Consider the following 16,770-nt stretch of genomic DNA (forward strand, 5'->3'; position numbering starts at 1 on the left):
GATTCTAGGAGGTATGTAAATTCAGTTAAAGCAGCTTTTTCTGGTAGTCCTTGAAGCGTGGGATGCAGGAGGTTTCGCGGGTGGTGTAGAGAGGACCGGGTGAGTCGTCCTCCGGTCCCCACGCGCCCCGTCTCCGCGGCCGCCTTCCAGGGCGTCACGCTGGCCTTCTTCACGGGCTGCGCCGCGTGGCTCGCGCGCGAGTCGCGGGAGCTGGGAGGTCGTCCCGGGATGATGGCGCTGGGCGTGGCGGTGGCCGCGGCGGGACTGGCGCTGGTGGCGCTGGGCGCGCTCGTGGGGCTGCTGCGCGGCGGGAGGCTGCTGGCGCTGCGCTCGCGCGCGGAGATGGGCACCTACGCGCTGGTGCTCGCGACCATGGGCGTGCTGGCGCTGGTGGGCCTGCGGCTCTTCACTTCAGGGGGGCGGCCCGCGCTCGCCACGTTCTGCCTGGGGGTCGCCGGGTGGCTCGCGGGCGTGGGCCTGCATGGCGTGCCCGCGCTGTTCCTGGGCCCCGCGGGCTTCATCGACTCGCTGGGGCGGCGCACGCCGTTCTCCCGGCTGGAGTGGTTCACGCTCCAGCGGGAGTCGGGGGACCTGCCCCGCGTGCGCCTCCAGGCGGGGCACGGGACGCGGCTGCTGCTGGCGGCGCGGCTCGCCAGCGCGGACGAGGATGCGGTGCGGGCCGCGCTCGCCGGTGCGGGCCTCACCGCCCGGCGGCGGTAGCGTCCTTCCACGGGTCTCCGCCCACGCCGAAGGCCTCCAACTGGAAGGACTGCGTGCCGGAGACGCGCACCAGGCCCAGCGCCGGGACGCTGGGGGACCACTGGGCGGTGATGCCTCCGGCGTACGAGTACTCCGTCACCGTCAGCTTCCTGCCGGCGAGGGTCTCCGTGGTTTCGCGCAGGGGGTGGGGCTTGCGGTCGGCGCCCGGTTGATGGAAGGGCGCGGGCGTGTCGCTCGGCGGGCGGCCGGGCACGCGCAGGCGCATGAGCAGCACGCCCTTCGCGCTGAAGCGGTCGCCCTCCACCAGGAAGTCGAAGCCCACGCGCCCGGTGGCGGGCACGTCCAGCTCGATGAGCACCCAGCGTCCGCGCCTGCCCTCGTGGCGTCCCGCGCCGCCCAGCTTGATGACGAACTCCGGGGGCCCGTCCGGCGACGTGTTCACGTAGCGCGCCCAGCCGCCCTCGCGCAGGACGAGCGGCAGGCCGAACAACGCATCCGGCGCGCTGCCCTGCGCCCGCGCGGGCACGGCCCCCAGGCCCACGAGCAGCAACGCGAGCAGCGTCAGCAGCCGCCCCATGCGGCCCCCGGACTTGTCCGGCGTGAAGCCCCGGACCGATAGTGCTGTTCCCATGCGCCGCCTCCTGTGTCCCGTGTGCACCGCCGTGCTGCTCTCCTCCGCGCCGGCCACCTCCGCCGCGCCCGACGCGGGCCTCGCTCCCGCCCCGGCGGTGGCCGCCTCCGGCGCGGGAACGCCCACGCCCGCGGATCCGCCCATCGCCCCCGAGCGCCTCGCGGAGGCGCGCGCCCTGGTGCCGTCCCTGCTGCTCTACGGCCAGCTCCAGCCCGTCGTGGGCACGTGGGTGGAATACACCGTCCGCTCGAAGCAGGTCACCTTCCCGGTGCGCGCCGCCATCGTGGGCGAGACGCCGCGTGAGCGCGACACGCTCTACCAGGTGGAGCTGGACTACCAGACGTCGCCCCGCGCCCTCATCATCGCCTGGGTGTCCCGCGCCGGGACGGGCCGCGCCGTGGTGGAGCGGCTGGCCATCACCGTGCCGCCCAACACGCCCGTCGCCGTCCCGGTGGACCTGGTCGCGGACCACGCCGCGCTCCGGGGCACGCCCGTCCGCCAGCGCGACACCGACCTGGCCGCCGGCCCCTTCGCCGGCAAGGGGCGCGAACAGACCTTCCGCCTGGAGTCCGGCCAGCAGGTGACGGTGGTGACGGCGGCCCGGGTCCCCGTGTTCGGCGTGGAGTCCCTGCGCGACGCGGAGGCCACCTGGACGGCGCAGAAGAGCGGCACCGGCGCCCGGCCCGCGCTGGACTCCGTGCCGCTGGCGCTGCCCCGGGTGCCCGTGCCCTGACGCGGGGGGCGCCCTTTCAGCCGAACGGGTAGCCCAGCACGCAGTAGAAGCCGCGGATGTAGATGGTGAGCGCCGCGAACATCTCCGGCGCGAACGTGGTGATGGCGCCGACGCCGAACATGAACGCCATCAGCAGCACCGTGAACTCCGCCATGGCCTGCCCCCGCGAGCGGGGACGCCGCAGCCACCGGTAGCCACGAGACAACCAGCCATTCATCGATTCGACTCCTGGGGAAGGGGAGCACGCTCGAGCACGAACGTGATGAGGGATTCGGGGGGACCGTCCTTGTCGAGCGGCGCCAGCGTCAGCGACAGCCGCTCACCGGGGCGCTCGAACTCGAGCACCTCCACGCCGCGCGCGAGGCTCCGGTCCGCGGGCGCGTAGCCGCGCGAGGGCATCTGCGCCCGGTAGAACTCCGCGAGCATCTGGGGCGTGCCGTGCGCCACCTGCGTGAGCGTGGTGCTGCCCGCGCCCGGGCCTTCGTTGCCTTCGTCCACGCGCAGCACCGTCACCGCGCCCGGCGGCTGCGGCAGCGACGCGGGCGCCGTGCCCTGCAGGTGGATGCCCTCGCGCGCCTCCACCACGGAGGGGAACACGAGCGTGCGCGTCGCGGCGCCGCCCACGCGGATGGTGGTGACGGCCACCAGCGCGCCCAGCCGCTCGTCGTAGTAGTTCACGGAGCCGCCGCCCGCGCCGTCGTCCTGCGTGACGATGTGGCGGCCCCGCAGGCGGAACTCCCGCGCGTAGAACTCCAGCACCTCGCCCGGCGGGTGCTCCGTTTCGAAGTAGCCCATCTCCATGGGGCTGCCGTTGGTCACCAGCCGGCCCAGGGGCACCATCACCACACCCGGGAAGGGCGGGATGAGCCGGTGCACCCGGCCCACGCCGGCATCCGGAAACGGCGGCGCCGGGGGCAGGGCGACCTGGGGCGCGGAGGGCGGCTTCGCCGGGGACTCCGGCGCCGGGGGCGGCGGGTCCTTCAGGAGCGCGGCGGTGGCCACGAGCGCGAGCAACCCGCCCAGGCCCACCCAGCGCGTGAGCGCGCCCGTGCGGTCCGTCAGCCCGCTCATGGGATGCAGGCGTCGCTGTTGTAGCGGAAGTACGCCGCCGCCGCCGTCGTGGACTGCGTGTAGACGGACTCCGGCTGGTTGGAGATGACCGCGCCCTGGAAGAAGTTCCCGCGGCACCGGTACGAGCGCATGGGCCAGTTGTCGTCCCGGCCTCCGGAGTTCTGCAGGCCGCGCTTCGTGCGGATGGCGCTGGGCTCGCAGTTGCCGTAGCAGTAGCTGGTGTCGTTGCGCCAGTAGGCCGCCTGGAGCACGTCGCCGGGCACCGTGCGCGTCGGCCGGACCGCGTTGAAGTTGCCCGCGGCCGTCACCTCGCGGATGACCACGGACTGGCGGATGTACTCGTCGGAGAAGGGGAAATCGAGCCCCAGCACGGACAGCACCGCGGAGATGGAGTTCATCGCCCCGCCGCTGACGCCCGCGTAGACGATCTTGCTGGAGCGGTCATGCGTGAGCTGCTCCACGCGCGGGTACGTCTGTGACGGCGCGTCCCCCGGCCCCCACGCCTTCCACGTGTCGTGGAAGAGGTAGAAGTGCTCCTGGAAGTTCAGGTCCAACTGGTTGCCGTCGAAGCCCGTCGTGTAGAGGGCCACTTCCCGGGGGATGATGTGGTTGATCAGCCGGACCTGCACGTCCGCCTGGACCGCCCCGACGCTCGGGTCGAACCCCATGTCCTGGGCCAGCTTGTCCGGCGAGCTGCCCAGCGCGCCAATGGCCGCGCCCGCCAGCCCGCCCACGCCGGCCTGCCCGCCCATCTTGGACATCTCCACGCTCTCGAGCGGCGCGTCCGCGTTCTGGGCCTGGACCTGGAGGGTGATGCCGTTGCGGTACGCCGTGCCCAGCGTGCCCGTCTTGGTGGAGCCGTCCAGGTCCTGGTAGCGCGTGCGCGCCTCCGCCGCGATGGTGGACAGGTCCTGGCGCACCGTGCGCTCGAAGGCGACGAAGCGGGCCATCTCCGCCATCTTGAGGCGCGCGCGCTGCACCTCCCAGAAGTAGTTCGCCCAGAGGACGAGCACGACGAGCAGCGGCGCCAGCAGCGCCAGCTCCACCGTCGCCGCGCCCCGCTGGGCACGGCGGCCCGGGCGCATCAGTAGTTGATGCCTTGAATGAGCCATTCGCTGTCCTCCCAGGCCGGCACCAGCCACTTGAGGTGATCCGCGTCCCAGTGCGTCTGCACGGGCGCCAGGCGCGCGGTCCAGAGCGGGTTGAAGAAGTTGGGCTCCTCCTTCCACGCGCCGGGGCGGTGGTAGATGGCGCGGCCCACGGCCATGGCCATCATGCCGCCCGTGCGCTGGCGGAAGTCCGCCGCGTAGCCGTCCTGCTTGCCGCCCACGTACTCCCAGGTCATGTCCAGGTACGACTCGCGGATGGCCTCGTCGTTGTTCTCCGCGGTGTTGTACTTGCCGTCCCCGCTGCCCTCCATGAACGCGTTGTTCTTCAGGTTCTCCAGCTCGTAGACGGGCTTCTTGCCGCTGCGCTCCGCGCCCATGTCCTTGCCCAGGACGATGAGGTTGCACGGGTAGCCGAAGTGGTTCTGCCGGGGGCTGACGAAGCTGGTGTCGGACGTGATGAACGGCGTGATGCCCAGCCACGGGTGGTGGTCATCCGTCTTGTTGGAGCCGTATTCCTGGTGGAAGCCGCCCCGGTTGTCCGCCGCCGCCCGGAAGCGCAGCCGGAAGACGTCCTTCCAGCCGAAGAGGAAGCAGGTGGGGCGCACCTCGATGCGGATGTCGTCCGACGCGAAGAGCTGATCCTTGCGGTTGTTCTCGAAGTTCTCGTCGAAGCTCTTGATCTGGCTGTCCGCCGTCTTGCGGATGCGCAGTTGGCCAATGACGACGCACAGGTTGAACTCCCAGCGCCGGCCAATGAGGATGGGCCCCTCGCCCTCGGCCGTCCACCGCCGGCGCACGCCGTTGGCCAGGTTGCCCATGAGCAGGCGGTACTTGGCCATGTTCGGATCCGACAGCTTGTTGCCCGTCACCAGCTTCCCCCGCGCGAGCATGCCGGTGGGGTCCACGCCCATGGTGGGGCTGCTGCTGAAGGGGCCGTCGTCCAGCACGTGCAGGAAGTTCTTGGCGTTGGAGTAGTTGATGTCGCTCGGGTTGCCGAACAGCGAGGACACGGACGCGTTGTTGAACGACTGTCCGGAGTCCATGTCTTCGGTGACCTCCGCGCGCGGGTCGGTCTGTTGGATGACGTTCCCGTGTCCCTTCGTGGTGTAGAGGTCGAAGAGGGTCCCCGTGAGCATGGCCTCCTGGGCCAGCCACAGCGCGATGTTGAGCGCTGTCAGCACGGGGATGAGTAATCGTGAGACGGTCTCCACCGTGACCTTCCACGTTTTTATCGCCGTGGAGACCGCCATGAAGATGGCGCCGATGCCGGGGATGTATTGCAGGTACTTGGCCGCGACGCCGATGGTGCGGTCCAGGTACACCGCGTGGCTCACGTAGGACATCAGCGTGAGCATCGCGGAGTAGTGCACGATCATCGCGCGGTTGGTGTACGCGAGGAAGTTGTAGGCCCGCGCCTCCTTCACCGCCAGCGAGTACGCCTGCGCGTCCGCGGCGTCCTGCAGCTTGATCTTCTCGTACACGCCCTGGCCAATGCCCACCGACGTCATGATGGTGACGGCCAGCACCAGCATGACCACCACCCCGAGCACCATGGCCTGCCCGCGCTCGTCGCGCCGCAGTCTTCGCAGAATCCGGAACATCGCTAGCCGTCCACCGCGCACGAAGTGGGGCCGTGCGTGCCGTTGAGGAAGTTGGACTGCATGCGCATCGAATAGGTGGCCACGACGGGGATGGCGAAGACGTTGCTGTCGGCGAGCGTGCGGATCTTCTGGTGGTCCGCGCTCTGGCCCGCGCCCTGGTCCTCCAGGTGGTCCGTGAGGCTGCCGCCGTTCACCTTCTGCGTGGTGAAGTTGGGGCCCCGCATGGCCAGGCCGTTGAGCGCCTCGCGGCCCATGTAGAAGGCGTGCAACTGCCAGTTCGCGAACGGGATGCGCATCTCGTAGAAGTAAGTGATGCGCACCGTGAGCAGGTTGGCCTCGATGACCTGCGCGTTGCGGATGTCGTCGAAGTCCACCTCCAGGCCCGACAGGTGCGAGCCATAGGAGGAGAAGAGCATGGGCAACTGGCTGCGCCGGGGGTTGAGCACCTCCACGCGCACGCGCTCCAGGTTCACCTGCTGGTAGCGCTGGTTCTGGGCCGCCAGCTTCTTGTCCGTGTACGCGTCATGGACCAGCGCCACGTTGATGAGCGTGTCCACGCGGCCCTTGCCGCCGGACCTGGGCGGACCCAGGGTGGGCAGCAGCGCCACGTAGGCGGCGTCCTTCATGATCTCGCAGTCGCCGCTGTTGACGATGCCCGCGCGCGCCGCCCGGTACGCGGCGTACTCCGTCATCAGCCGCGCGTGGTGGAGCGTCCCCAACTGGAGGATGCCCAGGATGAGGAACACCATCACCGGGATGACCAGCGCGGACTCAACGACCGCCTGACCCGACTCACCGGGATGGGTTGATGGGGACCTTTTCATGGGACGTCCAATATTCACACAGCGTGTCATCGGGATGCCAGTTGGCGGTCGCCGGGTCGCCCGCCAGCCCTTCCCATGAAACAGCCGCATCCAATACAGGACCCAGAAAGAAGGTATCGGGCACATGGCCGCGCCCGGATTTCAGCGGGCCACCTGGCGGGTGAGGCGAAGGCTACCGCGCGCGTTTTCCGGGCTTCGGGTCCCGCACCAGCGTGGCGACGAGGGCCTCGGCCAGCACCTCCGCGGGAGATCCCTGGAATCCGGTGCAGGTGAGCTTGAGGCTGACGATGCCGTGCAGCCCCGCCCAGAAGACCTCCGCCAACTGCTCCGCGGGCGTGGCCTCTGGAGTCCGGCCCGCCGCCTTCAGGTCCTCGCAGGCCTTCACCAGCAGCGCGAAGGAGCGGGGGCCCTCGCCGTGCTGCTTGTCCTGGAAGAGCTCCGCGGACAGCTTGGCGTCCTCCATGAAGATGAGGCGGTAGGTCTCCGGGCGCTCCAGGCCGAAGGTCAGGTAGGCCTGGGCCAGGCGTGACAGCCGCTCCACCGGCTCCTTCACGGCGGCCGCCGGCTCCAGCGCCGCGAGCAGCTCCTGGAAGCCGCGCACGCACAGCTCCCGCGCGATGGCGTCGCGGTTCTCGAAGTGCAGGTAGAGCGTCGCGGGCGCGTACTCCACCGCGTCCGCCAGCTTGCGCATGGAGAGGGCCCCGAACCCCTCCTTCATCACCATGTCCCGCGCCACCCGCAGGATGTGCTCCCGCAGCTCCGCCCGCTGTCGTTCCTTGCGCTCCGTGATGCCCATGTCACCAGGGTAGGCCTTGACGGACCGAACGGATAGCAATAGATGAACGGTGTTCACTGAACGGTGTTCATCAAAAGTCCGGCTGTTCATCTTCCAGGAGAGCGACATGGAAACGGTTGCGTTGTTCGGCGCCTCGGGCGTCATCGGTCAGTCCGTGGCGCGGGCGCTGCAAGCGCAGGGGCGGTCCTATCGGGTGGTGGGGCGCTCGGAGGGCAGCCTGCGCAGGGAGTTCGGCGCGGACCCCCGGGCGGAGGTGGTGACGTGGAATCCGGACGACCCGGCCTCCATCCGGGCCGCGGCGCGGGGCGTGCGGACCCTCATCTACATGGTGGGGGTGAACTACTGGCAGTTCCACCTGCACCCGGAGCTGATGCGCCGCACGTTGGACGCGGCCATCGCGGAGGGCGTGGAGCGGGTGGTGCTCATCGGCACGGTGTACCCGTACGGCCTGGCGCGCACCGCGACGGTGACGGAGTCCCATCCGCGCGAGCCGAACGCCTACAAGGGCCGCATGCGCAAGGCGCAGGAGGACCTGCTGCTGGAGGCGGACGCCGCGGGCCGGATCCAGGGCACCATCCTCCGGCTGCCGGACTTCTACGGGCCGGGCGTGGAGCGCAGCTTCCTGTACCGGGCCTTCGTCGCCGCGAGCCAGGGCAAGCGCGCCCCGCTCATCGGGCCGCTGGACACGCCGCATGAGTTCGTCTTCGTGAACGACGTGGGCCCCGTCGTCACCGCGCTGATGGACGAGCCGCGCGCGTACGGCCGCTTCTGGAACCTGGCCGGCGCGGGCGTCACCACCCAGCGCGAGATGGTGAAGGAGATCTACGCGCAGGCGGGCCACGCGCCCAAGACGATGACGCTGGGGAAGGGGATGGTGCGGCTGGCGGGCCTCTTCGACCCCTTCATGCGCGAGCTGGTGGAGATGTACTACCTGCTCACGAACCCCGTGCTGCTGGATGACTCCGCGCTGCGGGGGCTGCTGGGCACGGTGCACAAGACGCCGTACGCGGAAGGCATCCGCCAGACGCTCGCGGCGCTGCGCCGCGAGCAGGAGGCGAAGGCCCGCCCGGCCCCGGTCGCCGCGACGACCTGAGCCGGAGCGCTCACGCGGTCCGGGGCGAAGGGGGACGCGCGGAGCCCAGGCCTCGCTCCCGCGTGCGGGCGTTCGCCAGCCGCTGCCGGTGGCCCGCGAGCAGGTCGCTGCGGGTGAGGATGCCCACGACGTGCTGGGGCCTCGCGCGGGAGACGACGGGCAGACGGCCCACGCCCTCGTCCATCATCAGGTCCGCCGCCTCGCGCAGGGAGCTGTCGTCGAAGACGACCGCGGGAGGCCGCTTCACCACGTCCCGCAGCCGCCGGCCCTCGGTCGCGTGGCCGTCCAGCAGGTCCCTGCGCGTGACGACGCCCACGAGCGTCCCTTCCCGGGACACGACGGGGAAGCCCTGGTGGTGGGAGCCCGAGGCGTCGGACGCGAGCCACGCGCGCACCTCTTCCAGGGGCATGTCCGCCTGCAACGTCACCACGGTCTTCAGGCCGTGGTCGCGCACGAGCGCCGTCCCCAGCGCGTCCGCGCCCAGCTCCGTGGGGATGCGGGCGCCGCGGCGGGCCAGCTTCTCCGTCATGATGGAGTGCCGCATGAGCAGCGCGGACACCAGGTAGGACGCCGCGCAGCCGGCGAGCAGCGGCAGGAGGCCCAGCGGCTGGCGCGTGGTCTCGAAGGCGAACACCACCGACGCGAGCAGCGCGCGGGACGCCCCCGCGAAGAGCGCGGCCATGCCCACCAGCGCCGCGACGCGCACGTCCACGCCCAGGCCGGGGAACACCTGCGTGGCCAGCAGCCCCAGCCCGGAGCCCAGGCCGCCGCCCAGCGTGAAGAGGGGCGCCAGCGTTCCGCCGGACGTCCCGCTCCCCAGCGCGACGGACCAGGAGATGAACTTGAGCGCGCAGAAGACGAGCATCGCCGTGCCCACGAAGCGGCCGGAGAGGATGTCCTCGATGTTGGTGTAGCCCACGCCCAGCGTGCGCGGGGAGAAGTAGCCCACCACGCCCACGACGACGGCGCCCAGCGCGGGCCACCACATCCAGTGCAGGGGCAGCTTCTCGAACAGGTCCTCCAGCCAGTACACCGCGCGCGTGCACGCCACGGAGGCGGCGCCGATGACAAGGCCCAGCACTCCGTAGAACGCGAGCGCCCCGCCGGACGGAGTCGTCAGGTCCGGGATGGCGAACGCGGGCGCGCCGCCCATGAAGGCGATCCTCACGCCGGTGGCGGTGGCGGTGGCCAGGGCCACGGGGATGACGGAGCGGGGCTTGAACTCGAAGAGCAGCAGCTCCACGGCCAGCAGCACGGCGGACACCGGCGCGCCGAACGTGGCGGCCATGCCCGCGGCGGCGCCCGCGGCGAGCAGCGCCTTGCGCTCGTCCGCCGTGACGTGGAGCCCCTGGCCCAGCAGCGACCCCAGCGCGCCACCCGTGGCGATGATGGGCCCCTCCGCGCCGAACGGGCCGCCGGTGCCGATGGCGATCGCCGCCGACAGCGGCTTGAGCAGCGTCATGCGGGGCGGGATGCGGCTCTGGTTGAAGAGCACCTGCTCCATGGCCTCCGGGATGCCGTGGCCCCGGATGGCCCGCGAGCCGTAGCGCGCCATCAACCCCACGATGAGGGCGCCCGCCACGGGCACCAGCACCCCCCAGCCACCCAGCGTGTTGTCGCCGGGAGACACCGGCTGCACGGACAGCCGCCCGAAGAAGGCCAGGTTCGTGACGAAGTGGATGAGGGCGCCCAGCCCCTGCGCCACCAGGCCCGCCACGGCCGCGAGCACCACGGCCATGGCGCTGATGAACACGGTGCGCGAGTCCACCGCCACGGAGGCGGCGGGGGTGCGCAGGGTGGCGAGCGCGGGGCCCATCGACGGGGCCACGGGGAGGCTGGAGCGCGCCTCCGCCCCCTCGCCCAGGCCCTCTTCGATGCGTTCCACATCAGGCTTCTTCATCGGTGTGCTCCTGTGTCTTGCGGCGCCGCGAAGGGCGCGAGGCTTCGTCCTCGAAGAAGAGCGGGGCCACGTCCCCGTCGAGCCCCAGGGCGCGCACCCAGGCGTCCAGTCCCTGGACCAGCCCCGCGCGCACGTCGGGCTTCAGCCCGCGCAGCCCGGAGATGAGCCGCGCCTGGGCCATGGGCGGCGCCTTGCGCACCAGCGCGCGGCCCTTCGGCTCCAGCGCCACCTCCACCCGGCGGCCGTCCTCGTTGGAGCGGCGGCGGCTCACCAGCCCCTGCTCGATCAGCTTCGTGACGACGACGGACACGCTGCTCTGGTGCGTGAGCGTGCGCTCAGCGAGCGTGTTGATGGAGCAGGGCCCGGACTCCGCCAGCTCCTGGAGGATGAAGAGCTGGGCGCCGCTGATGCCCACCAGCCGTTCGGAGGCGCGAGCGGAGACCCGCAGCAGCCGCACCAGCCGCCGCACGCCGTCCATGGCCGCGCGCACCTCGCCGGACACGTCCGGGGGCGCCGGCGTTCGATTTGTATGGGAGCCCATATAACTGCCCGCAACCTACGGTGCAGGGGCAGCGGGCACAAGCGAAAGCGCGGCGGCTGCTCGGCTGCCTGGAGGCGGGGACGGGATTACCGCCGGGGCGTGCGTGGCGGTGGCGGCGCCGTCGCGCTGTCTCGCTGGGCCATCAGCCAGTCCACGAAGAGGCGCGCGGCGGGCCGCAGGCGCCGGTGCGAGGGGTACACCACGAAGTAGCTGGCGCGGGTGGGCACGACGGGGCCGGGCAGCCGGAGGAGCCGGCCGTCCGCGAAGTAGGGCGTGGCGATCTTCTCGCGCGCCAGCGCCGCGCCCAGGCCCTGCACCGCGGCCATCAGCGCGCCGGTGGTGTCACTGAAGCTGTAGCGCTCCTCGAACCGCGTCCCGCGCACGCCCGCCGAGCGGAACCAGTCCTGCCAGCCCTGGCGGCTGAGGTCCGCGATGAGCGGGAGCTTCGCCACGTCCGCCGCGTCGCGCACGTGCTCCACGCCCGCCAGCCGCGCGGAGGCCACGGGGAACAGGGCGTCGTCCATGAGCGGCTGCGCGCTCAAGCCCGGCCAGGGCCCCTGGCCGTAGCGGATGCCCAGGTCCGGCCCGCCCTCGTCGAAGCGGGTGAGCGCCATCTCCGTGTCCACGTGGATCCGGATGCGCGGATGCCGCGAGGTGAAGTCCGGCATGCGCGGCAGGAGCCACGCGTACGTCAGCGAGTGCACCGTGGTGATGCGCACCACGGCGTCCTCGTCCCGGGAATGCTTGAGGCCCCCGAGCACGTGGTCCATGTCCGACAGCGCGTTGCTGGCGGCGTCCGCGAGCTGGCGCCCCTCGGCCGTCAGCGCCACGCCCCGGGCGTGCCGTTGGAAGAGCGCGACCCCCAGCCGGTCCTCCAGCTTGCGGACGTGGTGGCTGACGGCGCTCGCGGTCAGGTGCAGCTCCTCCGCCGCGCGGGCGAAGTTCTGGTGGCGGGCGGCGGACTCGAAGGCCGCCAGGGCGGGGAGCAGTTCGGTGTGGAGGGGCATGGGGACGAGCCTCAAATCTGGCTCATGTCTGGCACGGAAAGGATGCGCTTGTGAAGAAAGGGCGGCGGCGTGAAGAGAGGGCCAGACAGAAGTCTGATTCCTTCCTCGCACGAGGGGGTCGCCATGAGCGCATCCGGTCTCACCCATCCCCAGGCCGTGACTCCTACCTTCAACCGGGCGTGGCTCACGCCTTTGGAGCTGGGCGGGCTGGCCGCCATCTGGGGCGCGTCCTTCCTGTTCCTGCGCATCGCGGCGCCGGCCTTCGGCCCCATCCCGCTGGTGGCGCTGCGCCTGGTGCTGGGCGCGGCGGTGCTGATGCCCTTCCTCTGGCGCGCGCGCTCGGCCCTGCGGCCCGCGCTGTGGCCCCGTCTGGCGCTGGTGGGCGTCATCAACGCGGCGGTGCCCTTCTCGCTGTTCGCCTGGGCCGCGCGGCAGGCCCCCGCGGGCGTCGGGGCCATCACCAACAGCATGGCGGTGCTCTTCACCGCCCTGGTGGCTTTCCTCTTCTACGGCGAGCGCATCGGGCCCCGGCGCGCGGTGGCGCTGTTCGCGGGCTTCGCCGGGGTGGTGGTGCTGGCCAGCGGCAAGGCCGGGGGCGCGAGCGTCGCCGGGGCCGTGGCGGCGGGGACCACGGGCGCGTTCCTCTACGGCATCGGGTCGAACCTGGTGCGCCGCCACTTCGCCGGACTGCCGGCCGCCGCGGTCGCCGCCGCCACGCTGGCCTGCGGCGCGGTGCTGATGGTGCCCTTCGCGGTGGCCACGTGGCCCACGGAGCCCATCGGCACGCGGCCCTGGCTGGCGGCGGCGGCCCTGGGCGTCCTCTGCACCGGCCTGGGGTACGCGGTGTTCTACCGGCTCATCCAGCGCATCGGCGCGCCGCGCGCCTCCGTCGTCACCTACCTGGTGCCGCTGTTCGCGCTGACGTGGGCGTGGCTGCTCCTGGGCGAGCCGCTGACGCCCACCATGCTGGTGGCGGGCACCCTCATCCTGGGGAGCGTGGCGCTGGGGCAGTCCTCCTCGGCGCCGAAGGCGAAGTGAGGCGTCAGCGCCGCTCGAACTTCCAGATGCGGTAGCCCTCGCGGACCGGCCGCATGAAGTTCCGGACGATGAGCGCCGGGATGCGCTTGCCGGCCAGCTCCAGCGCGCGCAGGGGGACGGAGGTGGAGGACGCGGCCGTGTAGCCCGCCTCCAGGAAGAGGGCCTCCGGCGTGTCCGACATGTCCTGGAAGGACGCGCCCATGCTGGCGAGCACCGCGTGCAGGTCGCGGCTGTATTCGCGCTGGAAGCTCTCGCGCATCAGGTCGCAGTACACGGCGTGGTGGGGGAACACCTCCCGGAGCACGGCGAGCATGTCGCGGCGCTGCGCGGTGGACAGGTACATGAGCACGCCCTCGATGATGATGTGCGTGCGCCTCGCGTCCCGGTAGGGTTCGAGCTTCCGGACGAGCGACTCCGACGCGAAGTCGATGGGGAGGCGCTCGAGTGGGTTCTTCGCCTCCGTCACCGGCAGCTTCGCGTCCTTGTGCGTGAGGATGGCGGGCTCGTCCACCTCCAGCCACCGGCCTCCGCGCAGGCGGTAGGCCCGCGTGTCGAAGCCCGCGCCCAGCACCACCACCCGCGCGTTGGGCTCGCGGTCCAGCTCCTCCTGCACCTGTGCGTCGATGATCTGGTGCCGCGCGGCGTTGCTGGCGTTGGCCCGGTCGAAGGACTGGAAGCGGGCCCAGACCTGCCGCGCATCGTCATCCATGAAGCGGAAGGCGAAGGTGTCATTGCACAGCGGTCGTGGCTGGCGCGCGTCCTCGGCCCGGCAGGCCAGGGTGTAGTACGCGGTCTTCGAGATGGCGTTGGCCATGGTTGGCGCTCCTTGAAACCTGCTCGCAGCTTGCATGAGATACGCGCTTTTTCCGAAAGGTGGGTCCAGATGCGAGTCGTGATGGCGCTGACCGTGGTCGCGTTGGGGGCGGGCTGCGCGCATGCCCCGAAGCCGGCGGACCCGGCCGCGCGGGCCCAGCAGCTCTCGGCGGAAGCCGAGCAGGCCTATGCGGCGTTGGACTTTGAACGGTGCGCGGAGCGCTTCCGCGCCTCCGGCGAGGCGGCCGGGGAGGGGCCGGACCGCGCGGAGTCCTTCTATCGCGCCGCGGGGTGCGCCTCGCTCGCGGGCCACACGGACGCGGCCGTGGAGGTGCTGAAGCGGGCGGTCCAGGGCGGCTACTACGACGCGGATCACCTCGAATACGACCTGGAGCTGGCGGCGCTGCACGCGCTGCCGGCGTGGGGCGGCATCGTCGCGGAGGCCCGCGCCAACCTGTCGAAGGCGACCGAGCCTCCGTTCCCGACGTTCACGCTGAGGGGGATTGATGCGTTCGGTTCGCGGAGGGTGGACCGGGAGACGGTCCGGCGCGTGCTGGGGCTGGAGGTGGGCAAGCCCGTCGTGCACAGCGCCGCGGTCTTCAAGCAGAAGGAAGCCGCGCTGCGCGAGCAGTACCACCTCGCCTTCGCCCAGTTGGGGATGACCCTCTTCTTCGCGGACGACCTCAAGGGCAGCGCCTTCGTGGTGATGGACATGGTGGACGCCGAGGACGCGGCCCGGCTGCGCTTCCTCCCGGACCCCAAGGGCCACCCCACGGACCCGGAGGGGCTGGTCGCCCGGTGGGGCGAGTACGAGCAGCGGCTTCAGCGGCTCCAGGCGCAGGGCCAGCTCGCGGAGGACTCCGGTTGCGAGGTCGCGCACTGCATGGGCGGGTTCGGCCATCCGGAGCTCGCGGCCTTCGAGCCGGAGTTCCTGGAGAAGGTGCCCCGGCACCTGGAGGCGCTGACCGCGGTCCTGCGCGAGGAGTCGGACGGGGAGGCGCGAGCCCGGGCCGCGTTCCTGCTGGCCTATGCGCCCACGGCCGAGGAGACCGTGCGCAGGCTGCGGCCCTTCATCCGCGACCCGAGCGGCGGCGTACGCAACAACGTGCTGCGCGTGCTGACGGCCACGCAGCAGGCCGCGACCCGGCCGCTGCTGGACGTGGCCACCGTGGCGGACGCGGTGCTGTTGCCGAGGACGGGCGACCGCAACAAGGCGACCTACCTCCTCACCTACCTGCTGGACGACCTGCCCCCGGAGGCGCTGAAGGCGCAGCGGGCCGGGCTGATCCGCGAGTTGGGGGCGCGGCTGGTGGAGATGTCCGCGCTCCAGACGCCCATCAACCGGGACCCCGCGGTCCTGGTGCTGAAGCAGCTCTCCGGTGAGCAGTACGAGACGGCCGAGGAGTGGCGCGCGTGGCTCGCGCGTCAGCCGAGGACGGACGGGTAGGGGGACCGCTCAGCCCCCGACGACGACGGTGACGGGCGTGGAGAACCGCCGCACGACGCAGTCCTCAGCGCCCCCGTCCTCCCACGCCAGCATCGCGAACTCGGCCGGCGTATCGAGCGCGATGATGGGGTGGTGCCACACGCCCCGGTGGTAGTTCACGCCCTGGCCGGGGCCGCAGACGAACGCGACGAGCCCGTCCAGGTCGGGCCCGCCCGAAGGCGCGGTCGGCGCGACGCAGACGAGGAAGCGCGAGCAGCGCATGGGCAGGAACGCCTGGCTGGACTGGGGATGGTGTTCGAGCAGCTTCACGGTGAAGGGGAGCGGCTGCGGCACGGAGCGGAACACCGCGAGGTTGGGCTGCGCCCCCGGCCGGCCGTTCTCCAGCCGCGCCGACCAGTCGAAGCGCACCGCGGTGCCCTGGTTCGCCGAAGCGCCGCTCTTGAGCCCGGCGGACACGACGTCGCCAAAGGGAGCGAAGCCCTCCGGCGTCAGGGGCAGGGCGAGGATGGAGCGGGGCGGGGCGGGAGCGTCCTTCATGAGGGGACTATAGGGGGGCGGGCGCTGCGGCGCCGCGTTCCCGGCTAGGCTCGCGCGACCGGGAGGCGGTGGATGCAGGCGCAATGTGAGCAGTGCGGCACGTCACTCCCGGGCCTGGCGCCCGGCCATGTCCTTCTCACCTGCCGGGGCTGCGGTGTGACGTACCACGTGCGCGACGACGGCCACTTCCGCCGCGTGGGAGGCCCGGCCGCCCCTCAGGGACAGGCGCCGGCCAAGGCCCGGGGCGCGGTCTCCGTGGCGCCCCCCAACTTCCTCGTGGAGCGCGAGGACGGGGCCCTGCGCATCGGGTGGACCGCCCCGACCTTCGACGCGATGTACCTGATGCTGGGCCTGCTCCTCGCGGCGGTCCTGTTCGCCGTCCGGTTCCACGAAACGGTCGCCAGCTTCAGTGCCCTCCAGTGGGGCGCGGTGGGCGTGGTCGCGCTCGCGGTCCTCTATCCGGCGCTCGCCGCGACGCTCAACCTCACCTGGGTGGAGGTGCGGGGAGACCGCATGCGCATCTTCTCGAAGCCGCTGCCGCTGTCCGGCGCCGCGACCGTGGACGTGCGCACGCTGGACTCCCTCTCGGTGCACGCCTTCACGCGCAAGGGCGGCAAGGGGATGCTCGTCCTCCGTCGCTTCGCCCTGCGCGCGAGGACGCGAGACGGCCGGACACTGACGCTGGTGAGCGGCTTCGAGAGCGAAGGCGACGTCACCTGGCTGGCGAACACCCTGCGCCGTCACCTGCGCTTGAAGGACGGCCCCTGGGGGGAGGCGGTCCCCTCGGACGACTGACCGACCGCCGCCACGCGCGCAGCGGAGGGGGCGAGCCCCGGGCTCCCGGCCGGGACAGGGCCGGAAGGACACGGCGCGCCCCGCCTCCTTCCTGCCATCCCTGCCGTCCGTCTC

General features: G+C 71.8%; 18 protein-coding genes. 6 read left to right on the forward strand and 12 right to left on the reverse strand.

Annotated features, from left to right (window positions below; translation table 11 throughout):
* The first annotated feature begins 99 nt into the window (after window positions 1-99).
* A complete protein-coding gene (locus K8612_RS24775) occupies window positions 100-720 on the forward strand; it encodes a hypothetical protein (protein ID WP_223764098.1) in 621 nt (206 codons plus the stop codon).
* Here the strand turns inward: K8612_RS24775 and K8612_RS24780 are convergent.
* Complete coding sequence (locus tag K8612_RS24780; RefSeq protein ID WP_223764099.1) at window positions 701-1,351, reverse strand: hypothetical protein; 651 nt, start codon at window positions 1,349-1,351, stop codon at window positions 701-703. The genes K8612_RS24775 and K8612_RS24780 overlap by 20 nt on opposite strands.
* Here K8612_RS24780 and K8612_RS24785 point away from each other — a divergent pair.
* The gene (locus tag K8612_RS24785; RefSeq protein WP_223764100.1) at window positions 1,350-2,084 is read left to right on the forward strand and encodes a hypothetical protein; all 735 of its coding nucleotides are present in this window, start codon (window positions 1,350-1,352) and stop codon (window positions 2,082-2,084) included. The genes K8612_RS24780 and K8612_RS24785 overlap by 2 nt on opposite strands.
* Window positions 2,085-2,100: 16 nt before the next feature.
* Here the strand turns inward: K8612_RS24785 and K8612_RS24790 are convergent, their stop codons facing one another.
* The 6 genes from K8612_RS24790 to K8612_RS24815 all read right to left on the reverse strand — a co-directional run bounded on the left by K8612_RS24790 (window position 2,101) and on the right by K8612_RS24815 (window position 7,485).
* Window positions 2,101-2,301 carry a hypothetical protein gene (locus tag K8612_RS24790; protein ID WP_223742761.1) on the reverse strand — a complete coding sequence of 67 codons (201 nt, stop codon included), beginning with the start codon at window positions 2,299-2,301 and terminating at the stop codon, window positions 2,101-2,103.
* The gene (locus K8612_RS24795) at window positions 2,298-3,155 is read right to left on the reverse strand and encodes a hypothetical protein (protein WP_223764101.1); all 858 of its coding nucleotides are present in this window, start codon (window positions 3,153-3,155) and stop codon (window positions 2,298-2,300) included. The genes K8612_RS24790 and K8612_RS24795 overlap by 4 nt, the downstream gene beginning before the upstream one ends.
* Complete coding sequence (locus tag K8612_RS24800) at window positions 3,152-4,240, reverse strand: pilus assembly protein (RefSeq protein WP_223742759.1); 1,089 nt, start codon at window positions 4,238-4,240, stop codon at window positions 3,152-3,154. The genes K8612_RS24795 and K8612_RS24800 overlap by 4 nt, the downstream gene beginning before the upstream one ends.
* Window positions 4,240-5,865 carry a pilus assembly protein gene (locus tag K8612_RS24805; protein WP_223742758.1) on the reverse strand — a complete coding sequence of 542 codons (1,626 nt, stop codon included), beginning with the start codon at window positions 5,863-5,865 and terminating at the stop codon, window positions 4,240-4,242. Before K8612_RS24805 ends, K8612_RS24800 begins: the two co-directional genes overlap by 1 nt.
* Window positions 5,866-5,867: 2 nt before the next feature.
* On the reverse strand, window positions 5,868-6,689 hold the full coding sequence (locus K8612_RS24810; protein ID WP_223742757.1) for a TadE family protein: 822 nt from the start codon (window positions 6,687-6,689) through the stop codon (window positions 5,868-5,870).
* A gap of 172 nt (window positions 6,690-6,861) precedes the next feature.
* Window positions 6,862-7,485, reverse strand: a complete 624-nt coding sequence (locus tag K8612_RS24815; protein WP_223764102.1) for a TetR/AcrR family transcriptional regulator — start codon at window positions 7,483-7,485, stop codon at window positions 6,862-6,864.
* A gap of 106 nt (window positions 7,486-7,591) precedes the next feature.
* Between K8612_RS24815 and K8612_RS24820 the strand changes: the two genes are divergently transcribed.
* Window positions 7,592-8,578: an NAD-dependent epimerase/dehydratase family protein gene (locus K8612_RS24820; protein WP_223764103.1), complete on the forward strand. Its 987-nt coding sequence runs from the start codon at window positions 7,592-7,594 to the stop codon at window positions 8,576-8,578.
* A gap of 10 nt (window positions 8,579-8,588) precedes the next feature.
* Here K8612_RS24820 and K8612_RS24825 read toward each other — a convergent pair whose 3' ends face one another.
* From K8612_RS24825 to K8612_RS24835, 3 genes are all read right to left on the reverse strand, one after another.
* Window positions 8,589-10,478: a chloride channel protein gene (locus K8612_RS24825; protein WP_223764104.1), complete on the reverse strand. Its 1,890-nt coding sequence runs from the start codon at window positions 10,476-10,478 to the stop codon at window positions 8,589-8,591.
* Window positions 10,465-11,019 carry a MarR family winged helix-turn-helix transcriptional regulator gene (locus K8612_RS24830; RefSeq protein ID WP_223764105.1) on the reverse strand — a complete coding sequence of 185 codons (555 nt, stop codon included), beginning with the start codon at window positions 11,017-11,019 and terminating at the stop codon, window positions 10,465-10,467. Before K8612_RS24830 ends, K8612_RS24825 begins: the two co-directional genes overlap by 14 nt.
* A gap of 86 nt (window positions 11,020-11,105) precedes the next feature.
* Window positions 11,106-12,026 carry a LysR substrate-binding domain-containing protein gene (locus K8612_RS24835; RefSeq protein WP_223764106.1) on the reverse strand — a complete coding sequence of 307 codons (921 nt, stop codon included), beginning with the start codon at window positions 12,024-12,026 and terminating at the stop codon, window positions 11,106-11,108.
* A gap of 123 nt (window positions 12,027-12,149) precedes the next feature.
* Here K8612_RS24835 and K8612_RS24840 point away from each other — a divergent pair, with 123 nt between their 5' ends.
* Window positions 12,150-13,064, forward strand: coding sequence for a DMT family transporter (locus tag K8612_RS24840; protein ID WP_223764107.1), 915 nt, complete (start codon window positions 12,150-12,152; stop codon window positions 13,062-13,064).
* 4 nt (window positions 13,065-13,068) lie between these two features.
* On the opposite strand, the gene K8612_RS24845 is transcribed toward K8612_RS24840, so the two are convergent.
* Window positions 13,069-13,878 (reverse strand): class I SAM-dependent methyltransferase, encoded by an 810-nt coding sequence (locus K8612_RS24845; RefSeq protein WP_223764108.1) that lies wholly within the window; start codon window positions 13,876-13,878, stop codon window positions 13,069-13,071.
* Window positions 13,879-13,947: 69 nt separating this feature from the next.
* On the opposite strand from K8612_RS24845, the gene K8612_RS24850 reads away from it, so the two are divergent.
* On the forward strand, window positions 13,948-15,324 hold the full coding sequence (locus tag K8612_RS24850) for a hypothetical protein (protein WP_223764109.1): 1,377 nt from the start codon (window positions 13,948-13,950) through the stop codon (window positions 15,322-15,324).
* A gap of 9 nt (window positions 15,325-15,333) precedes the next feature.
* Here K8612_RS24850 and K8612_RS24855 read toward each other — a convergent pair whose 3' ends face one another.
* Window positions 15,334-15,861 (reverse strand): ureidoglycolate lyase, encoded by a 528-nt coding sequence (locus K8612_RS24855; RefSeq protein WP_223764110.1) that lies wholly within the window; start codon window positions 15,859-15,861, stop codon window positions 15,334-15,336.
* Between the two features lie 72 nt (window positions 15,862-15,933).
* On the opposite strand from K8612_RS24855, the gene K8612_RS24860 reads away from it, so the two are divergent.
* Entirely contained in the window at window positions 15,934-16,656 is a 723-nt protein-coding gene (locus K8612_RS24860) for a hypothetical protein (RefSeq protein ID WP_223742747.1), read from the forward strand.
* Window positions 16,657-16,770: the final 114 nt, after the last annotated feature.

It is taken from the genome of Corallococcus sp. AS-1-6 (genome assembly GCF_020037015.1).
GTDB lineage: Bacteria > Myxococcota > Myxococcia > Myxococcales > Myxococcaceae > Corallococcus.